The following is a 16,578-nucleotide window of genomic DNA, read 5'->3' as shown; positions in this document are numbered from 1 at the left end:
TATTGGTGCATTCATAACTATGATGTGGGGTTAGCGTGATTAGAGCCGTTATCAGCGGGACCGGGTTGTACACACCGCCAGCAACCATTTCCAACGACGAGTTGGTGGAGGCATTCAATGCCTTCGTGGAACTCCACAATGCCCGTCATGCCGACGACATCGACCGAGGAGATGTCGAGCCACTTCAGCCGTCTTCTTCTGCGTTTATCGAAAAAGCCTCTGGCATCAAGCGTCGCCATGTTATCGACAAGGAAGGCATCCTGGACCCCGAGCGGATGTGTCCGAACATTCCGGACCGGAGCAACGATGAGCCGTCGGTACAGTGTGAGATGTCGGTGGCGGCCTGCAACGAGGCGCTGAAGCAGGCCGGTAAGTCCGCTTCGGACGTGGATGCCGTGATTGTGGCCTGTTCCAACATGCAGCGCCCTTACCCTGCTATTTCCGTTGAAGTTCAGGATGCCCTTGGTATCGAGGGCTTCGCCTACGACATGAATGTGGCCTGCAGTTCAGCCACCTTCGGCCTGCAGGCGGCGGTCAATGCGGTGGAAAATGGCACCGCCAGGGCAGTGCTGGTGGTCAGCCCGGAAATCTGTTCCGGCCACCTGAATTTCCGCGACCGCGACAGCCACTTCATTTTCGGTGATGCCTGCACTGCCATTCTGGTCGAGCGGGACGCCGATGTAGCCGGCGGTCAGGGGTTCGAAATACTGGGCACCAGCCTGATGACCAAATACTCCAACAACATCCGAAATAACTTCGGTTTCCTCAACCGGGGCGACAAATCCGGCATCAACAAGCCGGACAAGCTGTTTGTCCAGCAGGGCCGGAAGGTGTTCAAGGAAGTATCGCCGCTGGTGGCAGAGACCATTCTCAAGCAGCTTTCCGGTCTGTCGCTGGCACCGGATGATCTGAAGCGCATGTGGCTTCACCAGGCCAATCTGAACATGAATCAGCTGATCGCTCGCAAGGTTCTGGGGCGGGACGCAGATACGGAAGAGGCGCCGGTTATTCTGGACGAATACGCCAACACCAGTTCCGCCGGCTCCATTATTGCTTTCCACAAACACAAGGATGATTTCAGCGCCGGCGATCTGGGGGTTATTTGCTCGTTCGGAGCCGGCTATTCCATCGGCAGCGTTGTGGTTCGCCGCCGATAGAACGAAGCCATGCATGAAGGGCGATTGCGGTTAGCTGGCCGCTAACGCCCTGAGTTTTTCCGGCAGGGCCATGGATGTGCGATTGGTGCGGTCAAACCAGACAATTTTTGCGTAACCTTCCGCGTAAAGCTCCCCGCTCTCGGCATCTGTCAGGGTATGGTAGGTGTCGAGACTGGAATTGCCTGCCTTGTCAGCGTATGTTTTCACTTCCACCGTTGCCGGATGAGAAAGTTCCTTCAGAAAGGTAGCGCTGGTCTTTATAATGATGGGTCCGTCGGGGTCATTTTCTGCGCCAAGTTCAAGGCATGCCAGCCAGGTGATACGGGCTTCTTCGAAAAAGCGGAAATAAACCGTATTGTTGGCGTGACCGTATGCGTCCATATCACCCCAGCGCAGCGGCATGGAAAGGGTGCTGACAAGATTCCCGGGTACTGACATCGGTGTGCTCCTTTTTTAACAACCTCAGGTTTGATGATGAGACAAGTTTTTTTCCGGCCCCGGCTATTTGGCGCCCTGCTTGCACTGTTCCTTTTCGCCAGCGGCGCGGAGGCGCAAACCGTTCAGCCTGCCAACCCGGAGATGGCCGGGCAAGCGCTGGATGCGCCGGCGAGCGAGGTCGATCCTTACGAGGACTGGAACCGCAAGGTGTACCGGTTCAATGAAACCATTGATAACTGGTTTCTGCGGCCCATTGCAAAGGGTTATCGTGCCATTATGCCGGGTTTTGCCGACCGTGGTGTAACCAACTTTTTCAATAACCTCACAGAACTCCGAAACTTCGCCAACAGTATTTTTCAGCTCAAGGGCGAAGCGGCGGTGGTCGCCGCCGGACGGTTCACCTACAACACCGTTTTCGGGCTTGGTGGGTTCATCGATGTAGCCACCATGTTCGAATTGCCGGAACGGCCGGAAGATTTTGGCCAGACGCTCGGGTACTGGGGCATGGAATCCGGTCCCTATCTGATGCTTCCGTTCCTGGGCCCCTCGAACCCCAGAGACTTTGGAGGGTTTGCCACGGATATCCTGGTATTGCCCTCGGCCTGGGATCTTGCAGAAAGCCCTGACAAGTATTATGCCAGGGCACTGCAGGTTGTAGACAAGCGCGCCGATCTGATTCCCGCCGAGGCCTTCATGTCCGGTGATAACTATACATTTGTACGGAACGCCTATCTTCAACGCCGCGCCTACCTGATTAATGATGGCCGGACAGTGAATGATCCCTTTGCCAGCGATAATGACGAAGATCTGATGCTGGAGGATTTCTGACGGAAGAGTCTAGCAGCAGCGACAAGGGAGGTTAACCTGATGGCCGATGACCGTATCCGCAAGTTCCGTAAGATGATGGCGGACGCGCCCAATTATGAGGTGTGGAAGGCGGCCGCCCTGGAGCTGGATTTTCTGGAAGGCAATGTCGAGTGGAAGGAAGATTTTGCATCCGACCAGTACCACTACGAACTGATCTACGACCGCCTCAGCAACCTTCGGAGCTATCGCCAGCAGAACGACTTCGAGCGCCTGAAGCGTGCCCTGCGGGAAGGTCTGCACCACGATCTGGGTAACATGGGCAATACGGCCCTTTACACTCGCTCCCACGTTGGCACCAAGCATCTCATTGAGGAATACATCGCCCAGGTGTGCGAGTCGCTGGATTTTCTCTGCGACACCACGGTCCCGGGATTTCCGGTTGCGGACAAGCTGCAGTTCTTCCGCGATACGCTCACCAGTTTCGGGCGACCGGCATTGTTGCTAAGTGGTGGTGCAACTCTGGGCATGTTTCATTTCGGGGTAATCAAGGCACTCTGGGAAAAAGGTCTTTTACCCCAGGTAATTGCCGGCTCCAGTATTGGCGCCATCATTGCCGGAATACTGGGTGTCCACAGTGATGCCGAAGTACCGGAAATGCTGGTGCCGGAAAATCACGACCTCAAGGCCTGGAAATGGCGAGGCCTTGTCAGTGCCATTCGCGGGGACGGCCTGATGGACCAGGAACAACTGAAGCGTTGCCTGCGGGCCAATATCGGGGAATACACCTTCGAGGAAGCCTTCCAGAAAAGTGGTCGCTCGATCAATGTGAGCGTTTCTCCCGTTCAGACCCATCAGAAGGCCCGCCTGTTGTGCGGTTATACATCTCCGTATCTGTTGGTGTGGAGCGCGGTGCTGGCCAGTGCGGCGGTGCCGGGTATTTTTCCACCGGTGCCGCTGATGAAAAAAGACATCGAGGGTAAAATTCTGCCCTACATGTCCCGCCTCAAGTTCGTGGATGGCTCAGTGGTCAGTGACCTGCCAATCGAGCGACTGATGCACCTGTACGACGTGAACTTCACCATCGTCAGCCAGACCAATCCCCATGTGGTACCGTTTTTGAATCGTCGTGGACGGGACGAGAAAATCAGTATTGCCAACCTGCCGCTGCATCTGCTGAAGTCGGAAATTCAGTTTCACGGTCAGGGAATTTTTGATTACCTGCGAAAGCGGGTGCGGCCTGAAATTTTTCGTCAGATGGCGGGCCAGATGCACACCATTATGGGGCAGCGATATTCCGGCGATGTGACGATTTCGCCGTCCTACCGGCTGCAGGATTACCGCCGCATGCTGGCCAACCCCGACCCTGCGTGGGTGCGGGAGATGATACTTCAGGGTGAACGGGCGACCTGGCCGAAGATATCCATGATCCGCTCCCATGCCCGGATCTCCAAGACGCTGGAGCGCTGCATTAGCAGGCTCAAAACCCAGCAACGCCGCTCCGGCGCTGAGTTGAGACTGGTAAGCAGTGCCGATTCGAGCACATCATGAGATGACAGCCCCGGGAGCCGGGCGGTATGATACTGCGATAGCCGGGGAGCCCGATGGCGGCTCCCGCAAGCTCCGCCTGAGCACCTGACTGGACACTCATGTACTACGATTTCTTCGGTTTTCGGGAACCCCCGTTTTCGATTGCTCCCGATCCCCGCTACCTGTATCTCAGCGAGCGCCACAAAGAAGCGTTGGCGCATCTGATGTATGGTGTGCAGGGACAGGGTGGTTTCATCGTCATTACCGGCGAAGTCGGTACCGGTAAGACCACGGTCAGCCGCTGTTTCATCGAAAACGTGCCAGATCACGTTGATATTGCCCTCATCCTTAACCCCAGGCTGTCCGCCCGGGAGTTGTTATCGTCCATTTGTGATGAACTGGAAATTACCCATCCGGTAGGGGCGTCCATCAAGGACATGGTGGGACTGATCAATGATGATCTGCTCAAGGCCCATGCTGCCGGTCGCCACAAGGTTCTGATGATCGACGAGGCCCAGAACCTCTCGGCCGAAGTGCTGGAACAACTGCGTCTGCTTACCAATCTGGAAACCGCCGAGAAAAAGCTGTTGCAGATCGTATTACTGGGCCAGCCGGAATTACAGGATATTCTGGAACTGCCGGAGTTACGCCAACTGAACCAGCGGGTTACGGCGCGTTATCACCTGGATGCACTGGGACGTGAGGAAATAGAAGCCTATCTGCGCTACCGGCTCAGCGTTGCCGGTCTTCGTGGTGAGATTTTCACGGATGCAGCCATCAGGGCCCTGTTCCGTGCCAGCCATGGTGTGCCCAGGCTGATCAACCTGATCAGTGATCGCGCTTTGCTGGGGGCTTATGCCGAGGGGGAGCATCAGATTGGAGCGTCCCACATACGCACGGCAGCACGGGAAGTGAATGGAAACCGGTCCCGACGGCGATCCGGCGGGTCTACCGGTAAAGCCCACGTTCTATTGGTAGTGGCCAGTATTGTCATGGCCTTTATCATGACGGCTTGGGCGCTGGATCGCCTGCCAGGGGAAGGGGGGACAACTCGGGATGCGACCGCAGAAGCGGGCAGTGAGGCATTCTCCGGCATGATCGAACGGGTAGAGCTGCCAGAGGAAGCCTCGCCAGAGCTTTCCGCAGAGTCTTCGCCGAAGGTTTCACCAGAACCCGTGGTCACGGAGGAGGCACTGCCAGGCTTCGAATATTCCGGTGATACCTTGTCTTTGCCGGCCGCATTTACCGAGTTGTTCAGTGTCTGGGGACGGGAGTACCGGGTATCCGATAATCCCGTCGCCTGCCGTTATGCCGAGGAAGAGGGCCTCCGATGCCTGGAGAACCGGGGCTCACGACGGAGCCTGGAGTATCTGAACCGGCCGGCGATTCTGCAGCTTCGCAATGATGACGGGAGCAGCCGCTACGCGGTATTGAGTGGCCTCGACAACAACCGGGCAACCATCGAGCTTCCGGGTGGCCAGCGCGATGTAAGTTTCTCCAGCCTGGAGCCCTATTGGTTCGGTGAGTTCACGGTGCTTTGGGAGTTGCCTCCCCATATCCGGCAGCGCGAAGATGACAGGGGCGACGACGATGTGTCAGAACAGATATGGATGGGCTCGCGGATGATGGAGCTGGCCAGCCGTTACTCGAGTTCCCGTGAAGAAGAAAACCGGGTGAACCGTATGCCCGCTGAGGAACAGGTTCGCTGGTACCAGGAGCGCAAAGGTCTGACGGTTGACGGTATTGCCGGTGCCATGACCATCATACAGATGAATAACGACCTGGAATCCGATGGTCCCCGGCTTTATTCAGGGGGGATGATAAACTGACATGTCCTATATTCTTGACGCCCTGAGAAAGTCGGAAACAGAGCGCCGCCAGGGGCGGGTTCCGGAACTCGGGCAACAGGTCCAGATGATCCACAAGCCGAAGAAAAAGGCAGTACCGGTGCTGGTGTGGGTGGTGACCATTGCTCTTGTCCTGAATGCCGTCATCCTGGCCTGGGTATTCTGGCCCCGGGCCTCCGTAACCGCGACACGGGAAGTGCCTGCCACCTCCTCAACAGACACTGTTGCCCCGGTCCCGCAGGCAGAACCCATTGCATCCGCGCCGGAGCCGGTTCTGTCCGGGTCTGAGTCGTCGATCCAGTCGCTGCCTGCGCCTGCGGCGACGCCGGCGACACCTGACAATACGCTTGCCAACGCGGTCGAGATACCCATGCCAGGGACCGTTGAGCCCACGGTTGAGGAAATGGAGCGGGAACGGCCCACAGTAATCGTTCCGAGCCCCAGGGAGCCCAGCGCGGTTAATCCTTCAAGTGCAGCCGACGACGGAGCGGCTGCTGCACGCACTCCACACCTTGTCGAGCTGCCATTGTCATTCCAGAAACGAGTACCTGACCTGATTTTTAACAGTCACATCTATGCGTCCGAGCCGTCGTCCAGGCGGGTGATGATCAATGACAACTATCTGCGCCCGGGGGAGTCCTTCTCGGGCATTACCGTCGAGCGGATTACCGAGGAAGGTGTGGAGCTGAGTATGGACGGCCGCCGATTCCGTGTCGGTGTTGTCCGGAACTGGGTGAGCCCCCGGTAATGGCACTTTCCGAGGACGTCAAGCAGCAGATACAACAGACCTACCGCGATGTGCTGGCAGGCAAGGACATCCGAGCTCGCTATGGCCAGCGGCTGATGATAGCGGAGATCGCCCGCTATATGGGCGATATCACCGAGAACGACGGCCAGCGTACATCACCGGCGGGCGCCTGTGTGGTGGAAGCAGGGACGGGCACCGGCAAGACCCTGGCCTACCTGATTGCAGCTATTCCTGTCGCTCGGGCACTGGGTAAAACCCTGGTGATTTCCACTGCGACCGTGGCGCTGCAGGACCAGATTGTCCACAAGGACCTGCCGGATCTGAAAAGACACAGCAAGCAGGATTTCACCTGGACTCTGGCCAAGGGCCGCGGCCGATACCTGTGTATGTCCCGGCTGGAAGCTCGCCTTCACGACGAGGGCAATGGTGACAGCGATACCATGCCGCTGTTCCTCCTGGATGGTCCCGGCAAGGAAGAACCCGGAACCCGGGCCTTCTTCGAGGACATGCTCGCCAGCTATGGCTCCCGCAAATGGGACGGCGACCGGGATCACTGGCCGGACCAGATTCCCGACGATGTCTGGCGACAGGTCACCACGGACCATCGCCAGTGCACCAATCGCCATTGCAGTTATTTCGACAGCTGCGCCTTCTTTGATGCCCGCAAGGATCTGGACGACGCCGATATAGTCGTGGCCAATCACGATCTGGTACTGGCGGACCTGGCTCTTGGCGGTGGCGCGATTCTTCCGGAACCGGAAAACGCATTGTTCATTTTCGACGAGGCCCATCATCTGCCCGACAAGGCGCTGAATCATTTCGCAGCGTCCGTCCCCCTGAACTCCACCCGCCAATGGCTCAAGCAGCTCTCCCAGGCGCTCGGCAAGATGCAGCCGTTCCTCGCACCTGGCACTCAGGCGGCGAAAACCATCGACAGAATCGGCTCCGCGTCCCGGGACGTGGATCTCACCCTGACGAAAGTTTATGAGGAAGCGGAACAGAACACCGGCTGGGAATTCAATGAAGAACGCCGCTCCGCCCAGTGGCGGTATCCCGAAGGGGCATTGCCGGAAGCAATGGCCGCATTGGCAGTTGAGGCCCGGATTGCCACAGCAACGCTCACGCGCCAGCTAGGGGTGATGGTGGAGGAGCTGCAGACGGCCTTCGACGAACGCAAGGCGAGCGATGTCGACCGGGATACGGCGGAATCCTGGTATCCCGTGATTGGCTCGTTCCACAGCCGGGCCGAGGACCAGCTGCGTTTATGGTCTGCATGGAGCGACAACCCTGGCCAGCCAGCGGAAGATCCGGAAGCCAGTGAACAGGACGGGGCAAAAAAGCAGCGCGCCGGCCCGCCTGCCGCGCGCTGGGCAGTGCGGCAACGCTGGGAACATGCGGAAGATATCACCCTCTACAGCAGCCCGGTACTGGCGGACAACCTGTTGTATTCCCGGCTGTGGTCGCGCGCCTATGGGGCCGTCCTTACCAGCGCAACACTCACCGCGCTGGGCCGGTTTGACCGCCTGAAGGCCCGGGCCGGTCTGCCGGAAACCAGCCGGTTTGTGGTGGTTCCCAGCTCTTTTCGCTATGGCGATATGGCGACAGTAGAAGTGCCGGCGATGACGGCCATGCCTACCGACGACAGCTTTACCGACCAGGTGGTGTCGCGGCTGCCTGACCTTTGGGCCGGCGAGAAGGCAACTCTGGTGCTGTTTACGTCACGCAAACAGATGAAACTGGTAAGGGACGCACTGGCGCCAGACTACCCGGAGTTGATCACCACCCAGGACGACATGGCAAAAGGTGAAGTATTGCGCCGTCACTGCAGCCGTGTGGATGAAGGTCTCCCCAGTGTCCTGTTCGGCGTTGCCAGCTTCGCGGAGGGCATCGACTTGCCCGGACAATACCTGAGCCACGTGGTGATCACGCGGCTGCCGTTCTCGGTGCCGGACGATCCCATTGAGGCCAGCCTGGCAGAATGGGTGACGCACCGCGGAGGCAATCCGTTTATGGAAATCACCGTGCCCGACGCATCCATCAAGCTGGTTCAGGCCGTTGGCCGTCTGTTGCGGACCGAATCCGATACGGGCCGGGTCACCATACTGGATCGCCGCATCATTGCGCGTCGGTACGGGCAACTGTTGCTGGATGCATTGCCGCCTTTCCGACGAATCATTGAGCCATAAAAAAAGAGCCGACCCATATGGGTGGCTCTTATAGAGTGGGCTCTTATCGAACCCGGGCGTCGAAACAACGCGGAACAAGAAGTCTGAAGGCCTGAAGTTTCAGAATTCTTACCAAGGTTTCCCTCAGCGTTGGAAGAATCATAAGGGAGTAGGGGGCGTATCCGGATCGTCCAAAGGGCGTAGTGGGCGACTAAATACAATAGAAAATGTGACGCAATTCACAAAAATGGATCGAGACTGGACGTGCCAGGGCGTGTCGCTAGGTCAGCAACCGTAATTCCCGTGCCCTGGCCAGTGCCTCGGTTCGCGACCCAACGGCCAGTTTGCCATAGAGATTACGGATATGGGCCTTCACCGTTGTGGGTGCTACGCCCATGCTGTTGGCGATGTCTTTATTGGCCAGCCCCTGGTTAATAAGTTCCAGTACTTCCAGTTCCCGCTGGCTGAGAGGCTCGGCCAACTCGTCGTTGCGGGAGCCCGCTGGGGGAGTGCCTTCCTTCGTGGGTGCCTGGGCGGGTGTGGAGATGCTCGCCTCCGTCTGGTCCCGCAACATGGCCAGCACACGTGTATTCCAGCGCCCCGGTGACTTCAGTTGCGGTGACTCCAGACACAGCGTTCGGATGGTGGGGCTCTCTTCGGCCAGCAGGCGCATAAAGCCGGCATCGGCTGCCCGATTTACGGCCCGAGCCAGCATCTGTTCTGCTTCCTCGGTCCTGCCCTCGGCGTAAAGCGCATCACTGTAAACCAGCTGGATCTCGACCAGGTGACGGTAATGCTGGTCCTTCTCGGCGCTCAGGCGCAGGGGCGCCAAAGTCTGCATAGCAGTTTCCGGGTCACCCAGTGCCACTTGCACCCGGGCGACACTGATCTGGTTCTGTTCGCGATTGAGCGGGTTGGTAAAGCCGGCACTGTCGACCTGTTGCACCCATTCTTCCGCCTGGTCCAGGTGCCCGGTGGCCAGATAGCAGCGGGCGAGCATGGCCGAGCAGGCGGGGGGCTCGAAGAGGATGTGTTCACGTCGGCGCCGTGCGACGCTGGCGGCATCTTCCAGTGCCTCTATGGCTTCCTGGTAGCGCCCTTCGCTGAACGCCAGGTGCCCCCGGACATACTGGATGATGACATGCTGGCCAGGCTCGGTTCCATTGTTAACGTGGTCCAGCAGCGGTGCAAGATAGGAGGCCGCCAGTTGGGGCTCGTTGCGTTCGCGGTATATCTCGATCAGTGCGCTGTTTTGCCAGCAAGAGATCAGCATCGGCTGGCGGGGATCGCTGTGGTGCTGGTCCACCCACTGCCGGATACGTGTGCAGGTGTCCAGTGCTTCGTCAATATCCCCCCGGTTGTACTGGATCCAGGCCAGGAGCCCGCCGCTGGACAGCACAGTGCTGGGCTTGCGTTCAAGCTCGCCGTAACGCACAGCAGACTTGAGTGCATCTTCGGCAGCGGCGAGGTCGCCCTTTCCATAATAGTCCAGTCCGACGCCGTAATAGGTTACCGATTTCAGCGGAATCCGGGTGTGGTCGATATCCCGTAACACCTGCTGGGTGAGATCGCTGGCACTCTTGTCATCGCTTTTGGAGCGGGCAAGGTAGGAACGGATCAAGGAAATCTCGCTCTGCAGACCCAGGGCACCTTCGGCATCCGGGTGGGAGTCCGCCACCTGCTTGTCCAGCATGTCTTCCAGTTCGCCCAGCAGTGGGTCGAGTACATCCACGCGGTTGGCGAAGAACAGTGCCCACACTCGCAACATCAGCAGCTGCGGGCTTTCCTGAAGGCTGTGAGGGGGCAGGGAATCGAGCCAGCTCAGTACGGGTAGATGAAACCCGCCATGAATCAGGTTGTTACCATGTTCGGCCAGAACCCGGGCAAGCCACGACCAGTCCTGGTGTTGGACGATCTGGGAAATGCCTTCCTGCACGTGGCCATGTGTGAGTAACCAGTTCACAGCCCGCTGCCAGTGTTTTTCGGTGTCTTCGGGTTTGAGATGCCGGGCCCGTTGCAACAGCGCATCACGGAAAAGATCGTGATAACGGAACCATTCATTACGGGTGTCCAGGGGAATCAGGAAAAGGTTTTCACGGAGCAGCTGCTCCAGCAATACCTGGCTATTGGTGGTGCCCCGTACTGCATCGCACAGGGAAGCGCACAGACGGGGACAGCAGGCGGTATCCAGCAGAAAATCACGCACCGGTGCGGGCTGCTGTTCCAGCACTTCCGTCAGTACATAGTCGCTGATTTTCCGTTCATCCAGGTCAACCCGCTGATGGCCGTCGGCGGTACTTTGATCCTCAATACTGCCACCGGAAAGCGCCGACAGTTGCATGGCCGCTACCCAACCTTCGGTTTTGCGGCAGATCCTGCGAACCTCCTGCTCGGAAAGCGCCAGGCCCATGGTGTCGTGAAAGAACCGCTGGCACTCCTCTTCGGAAAACGCCAGCAGGCCCGGGTGGACATCCTCGACCCAGCGGCGAACACGCCAGCGGGAAAGCGGCAATGCCGGTTCGGTACGGGAGGCAAGAGTCACCAGAATATCGGGCGGCAGGTAGTCGATGAAATAGGATACCTGCCGCTGCAGTTGCGGATCACGGATGAAATGGTAGTCGTCGAGTATGAGCGACCATGCCGCACCGTCTGCGGCAAGTACGTTGATCAGTCCGGTGATGGGGCCTTCCAGCTCCTGCTGGCTGCAATGGCTCAGCTGTTGCCGGCATTCTTCCAGGCCCGCCAGGCCATTGTGTTCAAAGGCTCCGACTACGTACTGCCAGAACCGCCGGGGTTCATCATCGTGTTCATCCAGGGATAACCAGGCCACGGTGGTGGGTGACTGGGAACACCACTGGCTCACCAGTGTTGTCTTGCCGAAGCCGGCCGGTGCCACCACCAGATTCAGCCGTTTCGCGCCATCCGGTTGCAGCAGCGCACTAAGGCGCTCACGCTTTACCGAGCGGGGGTCCGCGGTGGGTCTGAGGAATTTGGTGGTTAACAGCATTGTTGCCCTGAATGCCGGTGAATGGTTCGATTAGGGATTGTGTGCTTTGTCATCGTTAAGTCAAGGGCCGCAAAGACAAATGACCGCGTCACCATGCTGTGTTCTCGTTATTTTGGTCTAAACTGTGGTGGAAAGGATTCTCTATGCTCAATAAGAATGAAAAATCACGCCTTTATGCGTATTCTTCTACAATAACACCAGCATATAAATGCCCGGGCTCAGCCCGGGCCCTATGGGGAGCGACAGGGTAGATGAAATTACAACAGTTGCGCTATATCTGGGAAGTTGCGCACCATGAGCTCAACGTATCCGCCACTGCCCAGAGCCTTTTTACATCCCAGCCGGGAATATCCAAGCAGATCCGCCTTCTGGAAGATGAACTGGGCCTGGAAGTCTTTGCCCGCAGCGGCAAACACCTGACACGTATAACGCCGGGTGGTGAAATTATTATCCGGGAAGCCGGTGAGATTCTACGCCGCGTGGAAGGCATCAAGAAAATTGCCCAGGAGTTCAGCAATCAGCGCAAGGGCGACCTGAGCATTGCAACGACTCACACTCAGGCCCGTTATGCGTTGCCGCCGATTATCAGCGGCTTCATAGAATCCTATCCGGACGTGTCCCTGCACATGCATCAGGGCACTCCGATGCAGATTTCGGAAATGGCGGCCAACGGTGCCGTGGACTTTGCCATCGCCACTGAGGCCATGGAGTTGTTCAACGACCTGATCATGATGCCGTGCTACCGCTGGAACCGCAGTATCATCGTGCCCAGGGACCACCCTCTGGCCCAGAAGCCAGAGCTGACCCTGCCTGATCTGGCGCAGTTCCCTCTGGTCACCTATGTGTTTGGTTTTACCGGCCGCTCGAAGCTTGATGAAGCCTTCCAGGCCTACGGGTTGACGCCCAAGGTGGTCTTCACCGCAGCGGATGCAGACGTTATCAAGACTTATGTACGCCTTGGGCTGGGGGTTGGCATTATTGCCAGCATGGCTTTTGACGAGGCCACTGACACTGACCTGGTGGCCCTGGATGCCAGTAAGCTGTTCCGCCCCAGTGTCACCCGCATAGGGTTCCGCAAGGGCACCTTCCTGCGGGGGTATATGTACGACTTTATCCAGCGGTTTGCGCCACACCTTACCCGTGAGCGGGTTGATGAGGCGGTTGCGCATCAAGGTAGCCGGGCGGAAATCGAAGCTCTGTTCAATGATGTCGAGTTGCCCACCTACTGACCGGTCGTCGCCCGGGCCTATTCCCGGGCGATCAGGTTGCCGGCGTGCAGGCCGCACTCTTTCTGGGTGGCTTCTTCCCACCACCAGCGGCCCTCGCGTTCATGCTGCCCCGGTAATATGGCACGTGTGCAAGGCTCGCAGCCGATACTGACAAAGCCTTTCTCGTGCAGTTTGTTGTAGGGCGCTTCCGTCATGCGGATATAGTCCCAGACTTCCTTTGAGCTCCAGTTCGCTAACGGATTAAATTTCACCAGCTCTCTGTCTTCCGTGGAGAAGGCGTCGTCAATCTGCACAGTGGGTACGTCGTTACGCGTACCCGGGCTCTGATCCTTGCGTTGCCCGGTGATCCAGGCGTCCACGCTAGCCAGCTTTCTCCGCAGCGGGTTGACCTTGCGGATACCACAACACTCAGAGTGGCCGTCCTTATAAAAGCTGAACATGCCCTTGCGGGTAACCAGGTCCTGAACTTCGGTGGCATCAGGAAACATCACCTCAATCTCAATGCCGTAATGCTCGCGAACCCTGTCGATAAATTCGTAGGTTTCCGGGTGAAGTCGTCCGGTATCCAGGGTGAATACCTGAAGGTTGTCGGTCAGTTTGTGGGCAAGCTCGATCAGCGCAACGTCTTCCGCGCCGCTGAAGGAAATGGCGATGTTGTCGTACTTTGCCAGTGCGGCCTTGAGGATGGCCCTTGGGCTCTGGCCCTCAAGTTCGGTCTGTAGCTGTGAAATATCCGTCATTGAACGCATCACCTGGGGTGTAAATGTGTGATAAATCTACCATTAACATGGGTAAGTCTGAAGGAATGCCGGACTATATCGTTATAGCCGGACAGATCCACAATGCATTCCGTGCCGGATTTTCTTATCATACCGCCTGATTTCAATCTCCGGTGGTGTTTCACCGGGCTGACTAGCGTTCAATTTATCAGGAGACCACTGTGGAACTCGCGTGCCTTGACCTTGAAGGAGTACTGATCCCGGAAATCTGGATCGCGTTTGCGGAAAAAACCGGCATTGAGGAACTCAAGGCGACCACCCGCGACATTCCCGACTATGACGTGCTGATGACCCAACGGCTGAAACTGCTGGATCAGCACGGCTATGGCCTGCCACAAATTCAGGAAGTGATTGGCGAACTGGACCCGCTGCCCGGTGCCAGCGAGTTTCTGAACTGGCTTCGCGAACGGTTCCAGGTGGTGATTCTTTCCGATACCTTCTATGAGTTTGCCATGCCGCTGATGGCGAAGCTGGGTTACCCGGCGTTGCTGTGTCACAAGCTGGAAGTGAATGAAGAGGGCAGAATTACCGATTACCTGTTGCGCCAGCGAGACCCCAAGCGCCAGTCGGTGCGTGCGTTCCAGCTGCTCAACTACCGGGTGGTTGCAGCGGGTGATTCCTACAACGACACCACCATGCTGGGGCAGGCGGAAGCGGGCATCCTGTTTCATGCACCGCAGAACGTGATCGAGGAATTTCCGCAATTCCCGGCGGTACATACCTTTGACGAACTGAAAGCCGAGTTCCTCAGGGCCAGCGCCATCCACAACTGATGTTATTGGTGATGCCGGGATGGCTGAGCTCTCCCGGTTACAGCGCTTCCAGCACCTTCATCAGCTTCTGGACCTTGTCCACGGATTCCCGGTATTCATCGTCCGGATCTGAGTCTGCCACAATGCCGCACCCCGCCCAGCAGTGAATCTGCCCGTCCGAATCCGTCATCAGGGTTCGGATGGCGATATTGCTTTCCAGATTATTGGAAAAATCCCAGCGGAACACCGATCCGCAATAGGGGCCCCGGCTATGCGCCTCCAGCCCGTCGATGATCTCCATCGCCCGGCGTTTTGGGGCCCCGGTGATGGAGCCTCCCGGAAAGGCGGAGAGAAAAGCACGAAACGGCGTGATATCCGCACGCAATTTTCCTTCCACCGTACTGACCAGTTGGTGCACATTCTCGTAGCTTTCAATGCTGAACAACCGGGGAACCGACACGGAAAAGGGCTCACAGAAACGGGACAGGTCGTTCCGGATCAGGTCTACGATCATCAGGTTCTCGGCGCGGTCTTTATCCGAGGATTCCAAAGCGGTGGCGATCTTCCGGTCATTCTCTGCTGAGATCAGATCCCGGGGCCGGGTGCCCTTGATGGGCTTGCTGGTCACCTTTCGACCCCGTTCGATGCTGAGGAACAGTTCCGGGGAAATGCTGAGGACTTGATAGGCGCCGGCATTGACGTAGGCAGCGTGGGGAACAGGAACGGCCTGGCATAGCGCGTTGAACGCGGAATAGGGCGCGCCCCGGTAGCCACCGGTGTACTTGTTGGACAGATTGACCTGGTAACAGTCCCCGGCATGAATGTAGCGCAGCACTTCGGACACGCCACGCCGGTAGTGCTCTGGGGTTTCTTCTGCCACAAAATTCCGGGTTATGACCAATGGAGCGGGGTAGTCGGCTTCATGGCTGGCAAGGCTGAGCACTTGCTCCCTGGTCGCGCTGTCGCAGGCGGCATGGAATTCGAGCCTGGGGGGGTGCTTACCGGAGGTATCGAGGGTGAGCTGCCAAAGGTAGACGCCAACGTAGCCATAGTCCCCGCAGTCGGTGTCGTCGCAGCCCGAGAATCCCGGGACGGTATGGTTGCCGGCCTCGTAAAACAGTGTACCGATGACCCCGCCGGGCCCGGCATCTTCCGTCGCAAGCCTGGCCCAGATGGCTTCAATGTCGTCCGTCAGCGCCAAAAAAGCAGCTTCTTCCTGCGGTACCGGCCAGTGCTCGAGGGGCAAAGCCGTGACCACCCGCCGCTGTCTGCCTGCGTCCGTGTAATCGATAAACCCATGATGAGTGCTGATCTGTGAAATAAGGCGTTCAGCCTCTTCCTCATTTAATGTTTTCACGATGTTACATACTTAACAAAATCTTGCATGGGTTCACGGTAGCCTGTGCGGCAAGTCACCGATTTTCAGGCCTGGGAGGGTTGTGTCCGGTGCATTCTAAACAATAAACCTGAGGGCAGTAACCAGTATGAAGACTTGTAACGGCATTGGTAAGCGTTTTGTCTCGGCACTCATCATCGGTTTTGCGATTTCAACAGTGGCTTTTGCACAGGATGCGATAGATATGGAAGACCATGTGCTTTCCGATGGAAAAATTGATGACAAGGACCTGGCGGCGGTGGTCAAGGTTGCCCAGAGGCATCTTACAGAGATGACGGACGCCGCTGTCAAAAAGGCTGGTGATGAGCTGGAGGAAGCGGGCATTTTCCGGCCCATGGCGTTCATGGTGATGAAGTCCGACAAGGTCCAGCAGATGAGGCTGGCCGACGAAGCTGAGGAGGCACCCGGGCAGGTCAAGGTGTTGATGTACCGGGCGGGGCTGAAGTCGATCGCCCGTCGGGGTGAAATCCATTCTGCGATTATTGCCTACCCGGGAAGTGTGGAGAAAGATGGCGAGACCATTCGCGCCATGGCCCTCGAGCACGAGCACCGCCTGGGGGTTTCCGGCATCAAGTTGATTCCGGTAAAGCTGGAAAACGGAGAGGCGAGCTTTGGTGAGCCCATGTCCCAGGAAAAGCCATTCCAGATTTTTTATGACGAAAAAGAAAACAATTCTGAAAGTGGTAACTGATTGAATTTACGAATATATCCGTTCAACTATTAATA

Annotated in this window: 13 protein-coding genes; 9 read left to right on the top strand and 4 right to left on the bottom strand. The window is 57.6% G+C overall.

Annotation, left to right across the window (positions count from 1 at the left end; all coding sequences use genetic code 11):
* The first annotated feature begins 35 nt into the window (after positions 1–35).
* A complete protein-coding gene (locus ABJM11_RS21150) occupies positions 36–1,157 on the top strand; it encodes a beta-ketoacyl-ACP synthase III (protein ID WP_348295336.1) in 1,122 nt (373 codons plus the stop codon).
* Between the two features lie 30 nt (positions 1,158–1,187).
* On the opposite strand, the gene ABJM11_RS21145 is transcribed toward ABJM11_RS21150, so the two are convergent.
* Positions 1,188–1,595, bottom strand: a complete 408-nt coding sequence (locus ABJM11_RS21145) for an acyl-CoA thioesterase (protein WP_348295335.1) — start codon at positions 1,593–1,595, stop codon at positions 1,188–1,190.
* Positions 1,596–1,631: 36 nt separating this feature from the next.
* Between ABJM11_RS21145 and ABJM11_RS21140 the strand changes: the two genes are divergently transcribed.
* The 5 genes from ABJM11_RS21140 (at position 1,632) to dinG (ending at position 8,710) form a co-directional block, all read left to right on the top strand.
* The gene (locus ABJM11_RS21140; protein WP_348295334.1) at positions 1,632–2,423 is read left to right on the top strand and encodes a VacJ family lipoprotein; all 792 of its coding nucleotides are present in this window, start codon (positions 1,632–1,634) and stop codon (positions 2,421–2,423) included.
* Between the two features lie 39 nt (positions 2,424–2,462).
* Entirely contained in the window at positions 2,463–3,950 is a 1,488-nt protein-coding gene (locus tag ABJM11_RS21135) for a DUF3336 domain-containing protein (RefSeq protein ID WP_348295333.1), read from the top strand.
* A 98-nt stretch (positions 3,951–4,048) separates the two neighbouring features.
* Positions 4,049–5,758, top strand: coding sequence for an AAA family ATPase (locus ABJM11_RS21130; RefSeq protein ID WP_348295332.1), 1,710 nt, complete (start codon positions 4,049–4,051; stop codon positions 5,756–5,758).
* Between the two features lies 1 nt (position 5,759).
* Positions 5,760–6,524 carry a general secretion pathway protein GspB gene (locus tag ABJM11_RS21125; RefSeq protein WP_348295331.1) on the top strand — a complete coding sequence of 255 codons (765 nt, stop codon included), beginning with the start codon at positions 5,760–5,762 and terminating at the stop codon, positions 6,522–6,524.
* Positions 6,524–8,710 (top strand): ATP-dependent DNA helicase DinG, encoded by a 2,187-nt coding sequence (dinG, locus tag ABJM11_RS21120; protein WP_348295330.1) that lies wholly within the window; start codon positions 6,524–6,526, stop codon positions 8,708–8,710. The genes ABJM11_RS21125 and dinG overlap by 1 nt, the downstream gene beginning before the upstream one ends.
* A 259-nt stretch (positions 8,711–8,969) precedes the next feature.
* Here dinG and ABJM11_RS21115 read toward each other — a convergent pair whose 3' ends face one another.
* The gene (locus ABJM11_RS21115) at positions 8,970–11,696 is read right to left on the bottom strand and encodes a LuxR C-terminal-related transcriptional regulator (protein ID WP_348295329.1); all 2,727 of its coding nucleotides are present in this window, start codon (positions 11,694–11,696) and stop codon (positions 8,970–8,972) included.
* A gap of 251 nt (positions 11,697–11,947) precedes the next feature.
* On the opposite strand from ABJM11_RS21115, the gene cysB reads away from it, so the two are divergent.
* Entirely contained in the window at positions 11,948–12,925 is a 978-nt protein-coding gene (gene cysB / locus ABJM11_RS21110) for an HTH-type transcriptional regulator CysB (protein WP_348295328.1), read from the top strand.
* Positions 12,926–12,942: 17 nt separating this feature from the next.
* Here cysB and ABJM11_RS21105 read toward each other — a convergent pair whose 3' ends face one another.
* Positions 12,943–13,665: a phosphoadenylyl-sulfate reductase gene (locus ABJM11_RS21105; RefSeq protein ID WP_348295327.1), complete on the bottom strand. Its 723-nt coding sequence runs from the start codon at positions 13,663–13,665 to the stop codon at positions 12,943–12,945.
* Positions 13,666–13,865: 200 nt separating this feature from the next.
* Between ABJM11_RS21105 and thrH the strand changes: the two genes are divergently transcribed.
* Entirely contained in the window at positions 13,866–14,477 is a 612-nt protein-coding gene (gene thrH / locus ABJM11_RS21100; RefSeq protein ID WP_348295326.1) for a bifunctional phosphoserine phosphatase/homoserine phosphotransferase ThrH, read from the top strand.
* A 37-nt stretch (positions 14,478–14,514) separates the two neighbouring features.
* Here the strand turns inward: thrH and pabB are convergent, their stop codons facing one another.
* Positions 14,515–15,813, bottom strand: a complete 1,299-nt coding sequence (pabB, locus tag ABJM11_RS21095) for an aminodeoxychorismate synthase component I (RefSeq protein WP_348295325.1) — start codon at positions 15,811–15,813, stop codon at positions 14,515–14,517.
* A gap of 127 nt (positions 15,814–15,940) precedes the next feature.
* Between pabB and ABJM11_RS21090 the strand changes: the two genes are divergently transcribed.
* Complete coding sequence (locus ABJM11_RS21090) at positions 15,941–16,543, top strand: hypothetical protein (RefSeq protein ID WP_348295324.1); 603 nt, start codon at positions 15,941–15,943, stop codon at positions 16,541–16,543.
* Positions 16,544–16,578 lie beyond the last annotated feature (35 nt).

This window comes from Marinobacter sp., from assembly GCF_039977835.1.
Taxonomy (GTDB): domain Bacteria; phylum Pseudomonadota; class Gammaproteobacteria; order Pseudomonadales; family Oleiphilaceae; genus Marinobacter.
The sequence above is the reverse complement of the archived record's forward strand: the minus strand, read 5'-3'. Positions and strand labels throughout refer to the sequence as shown.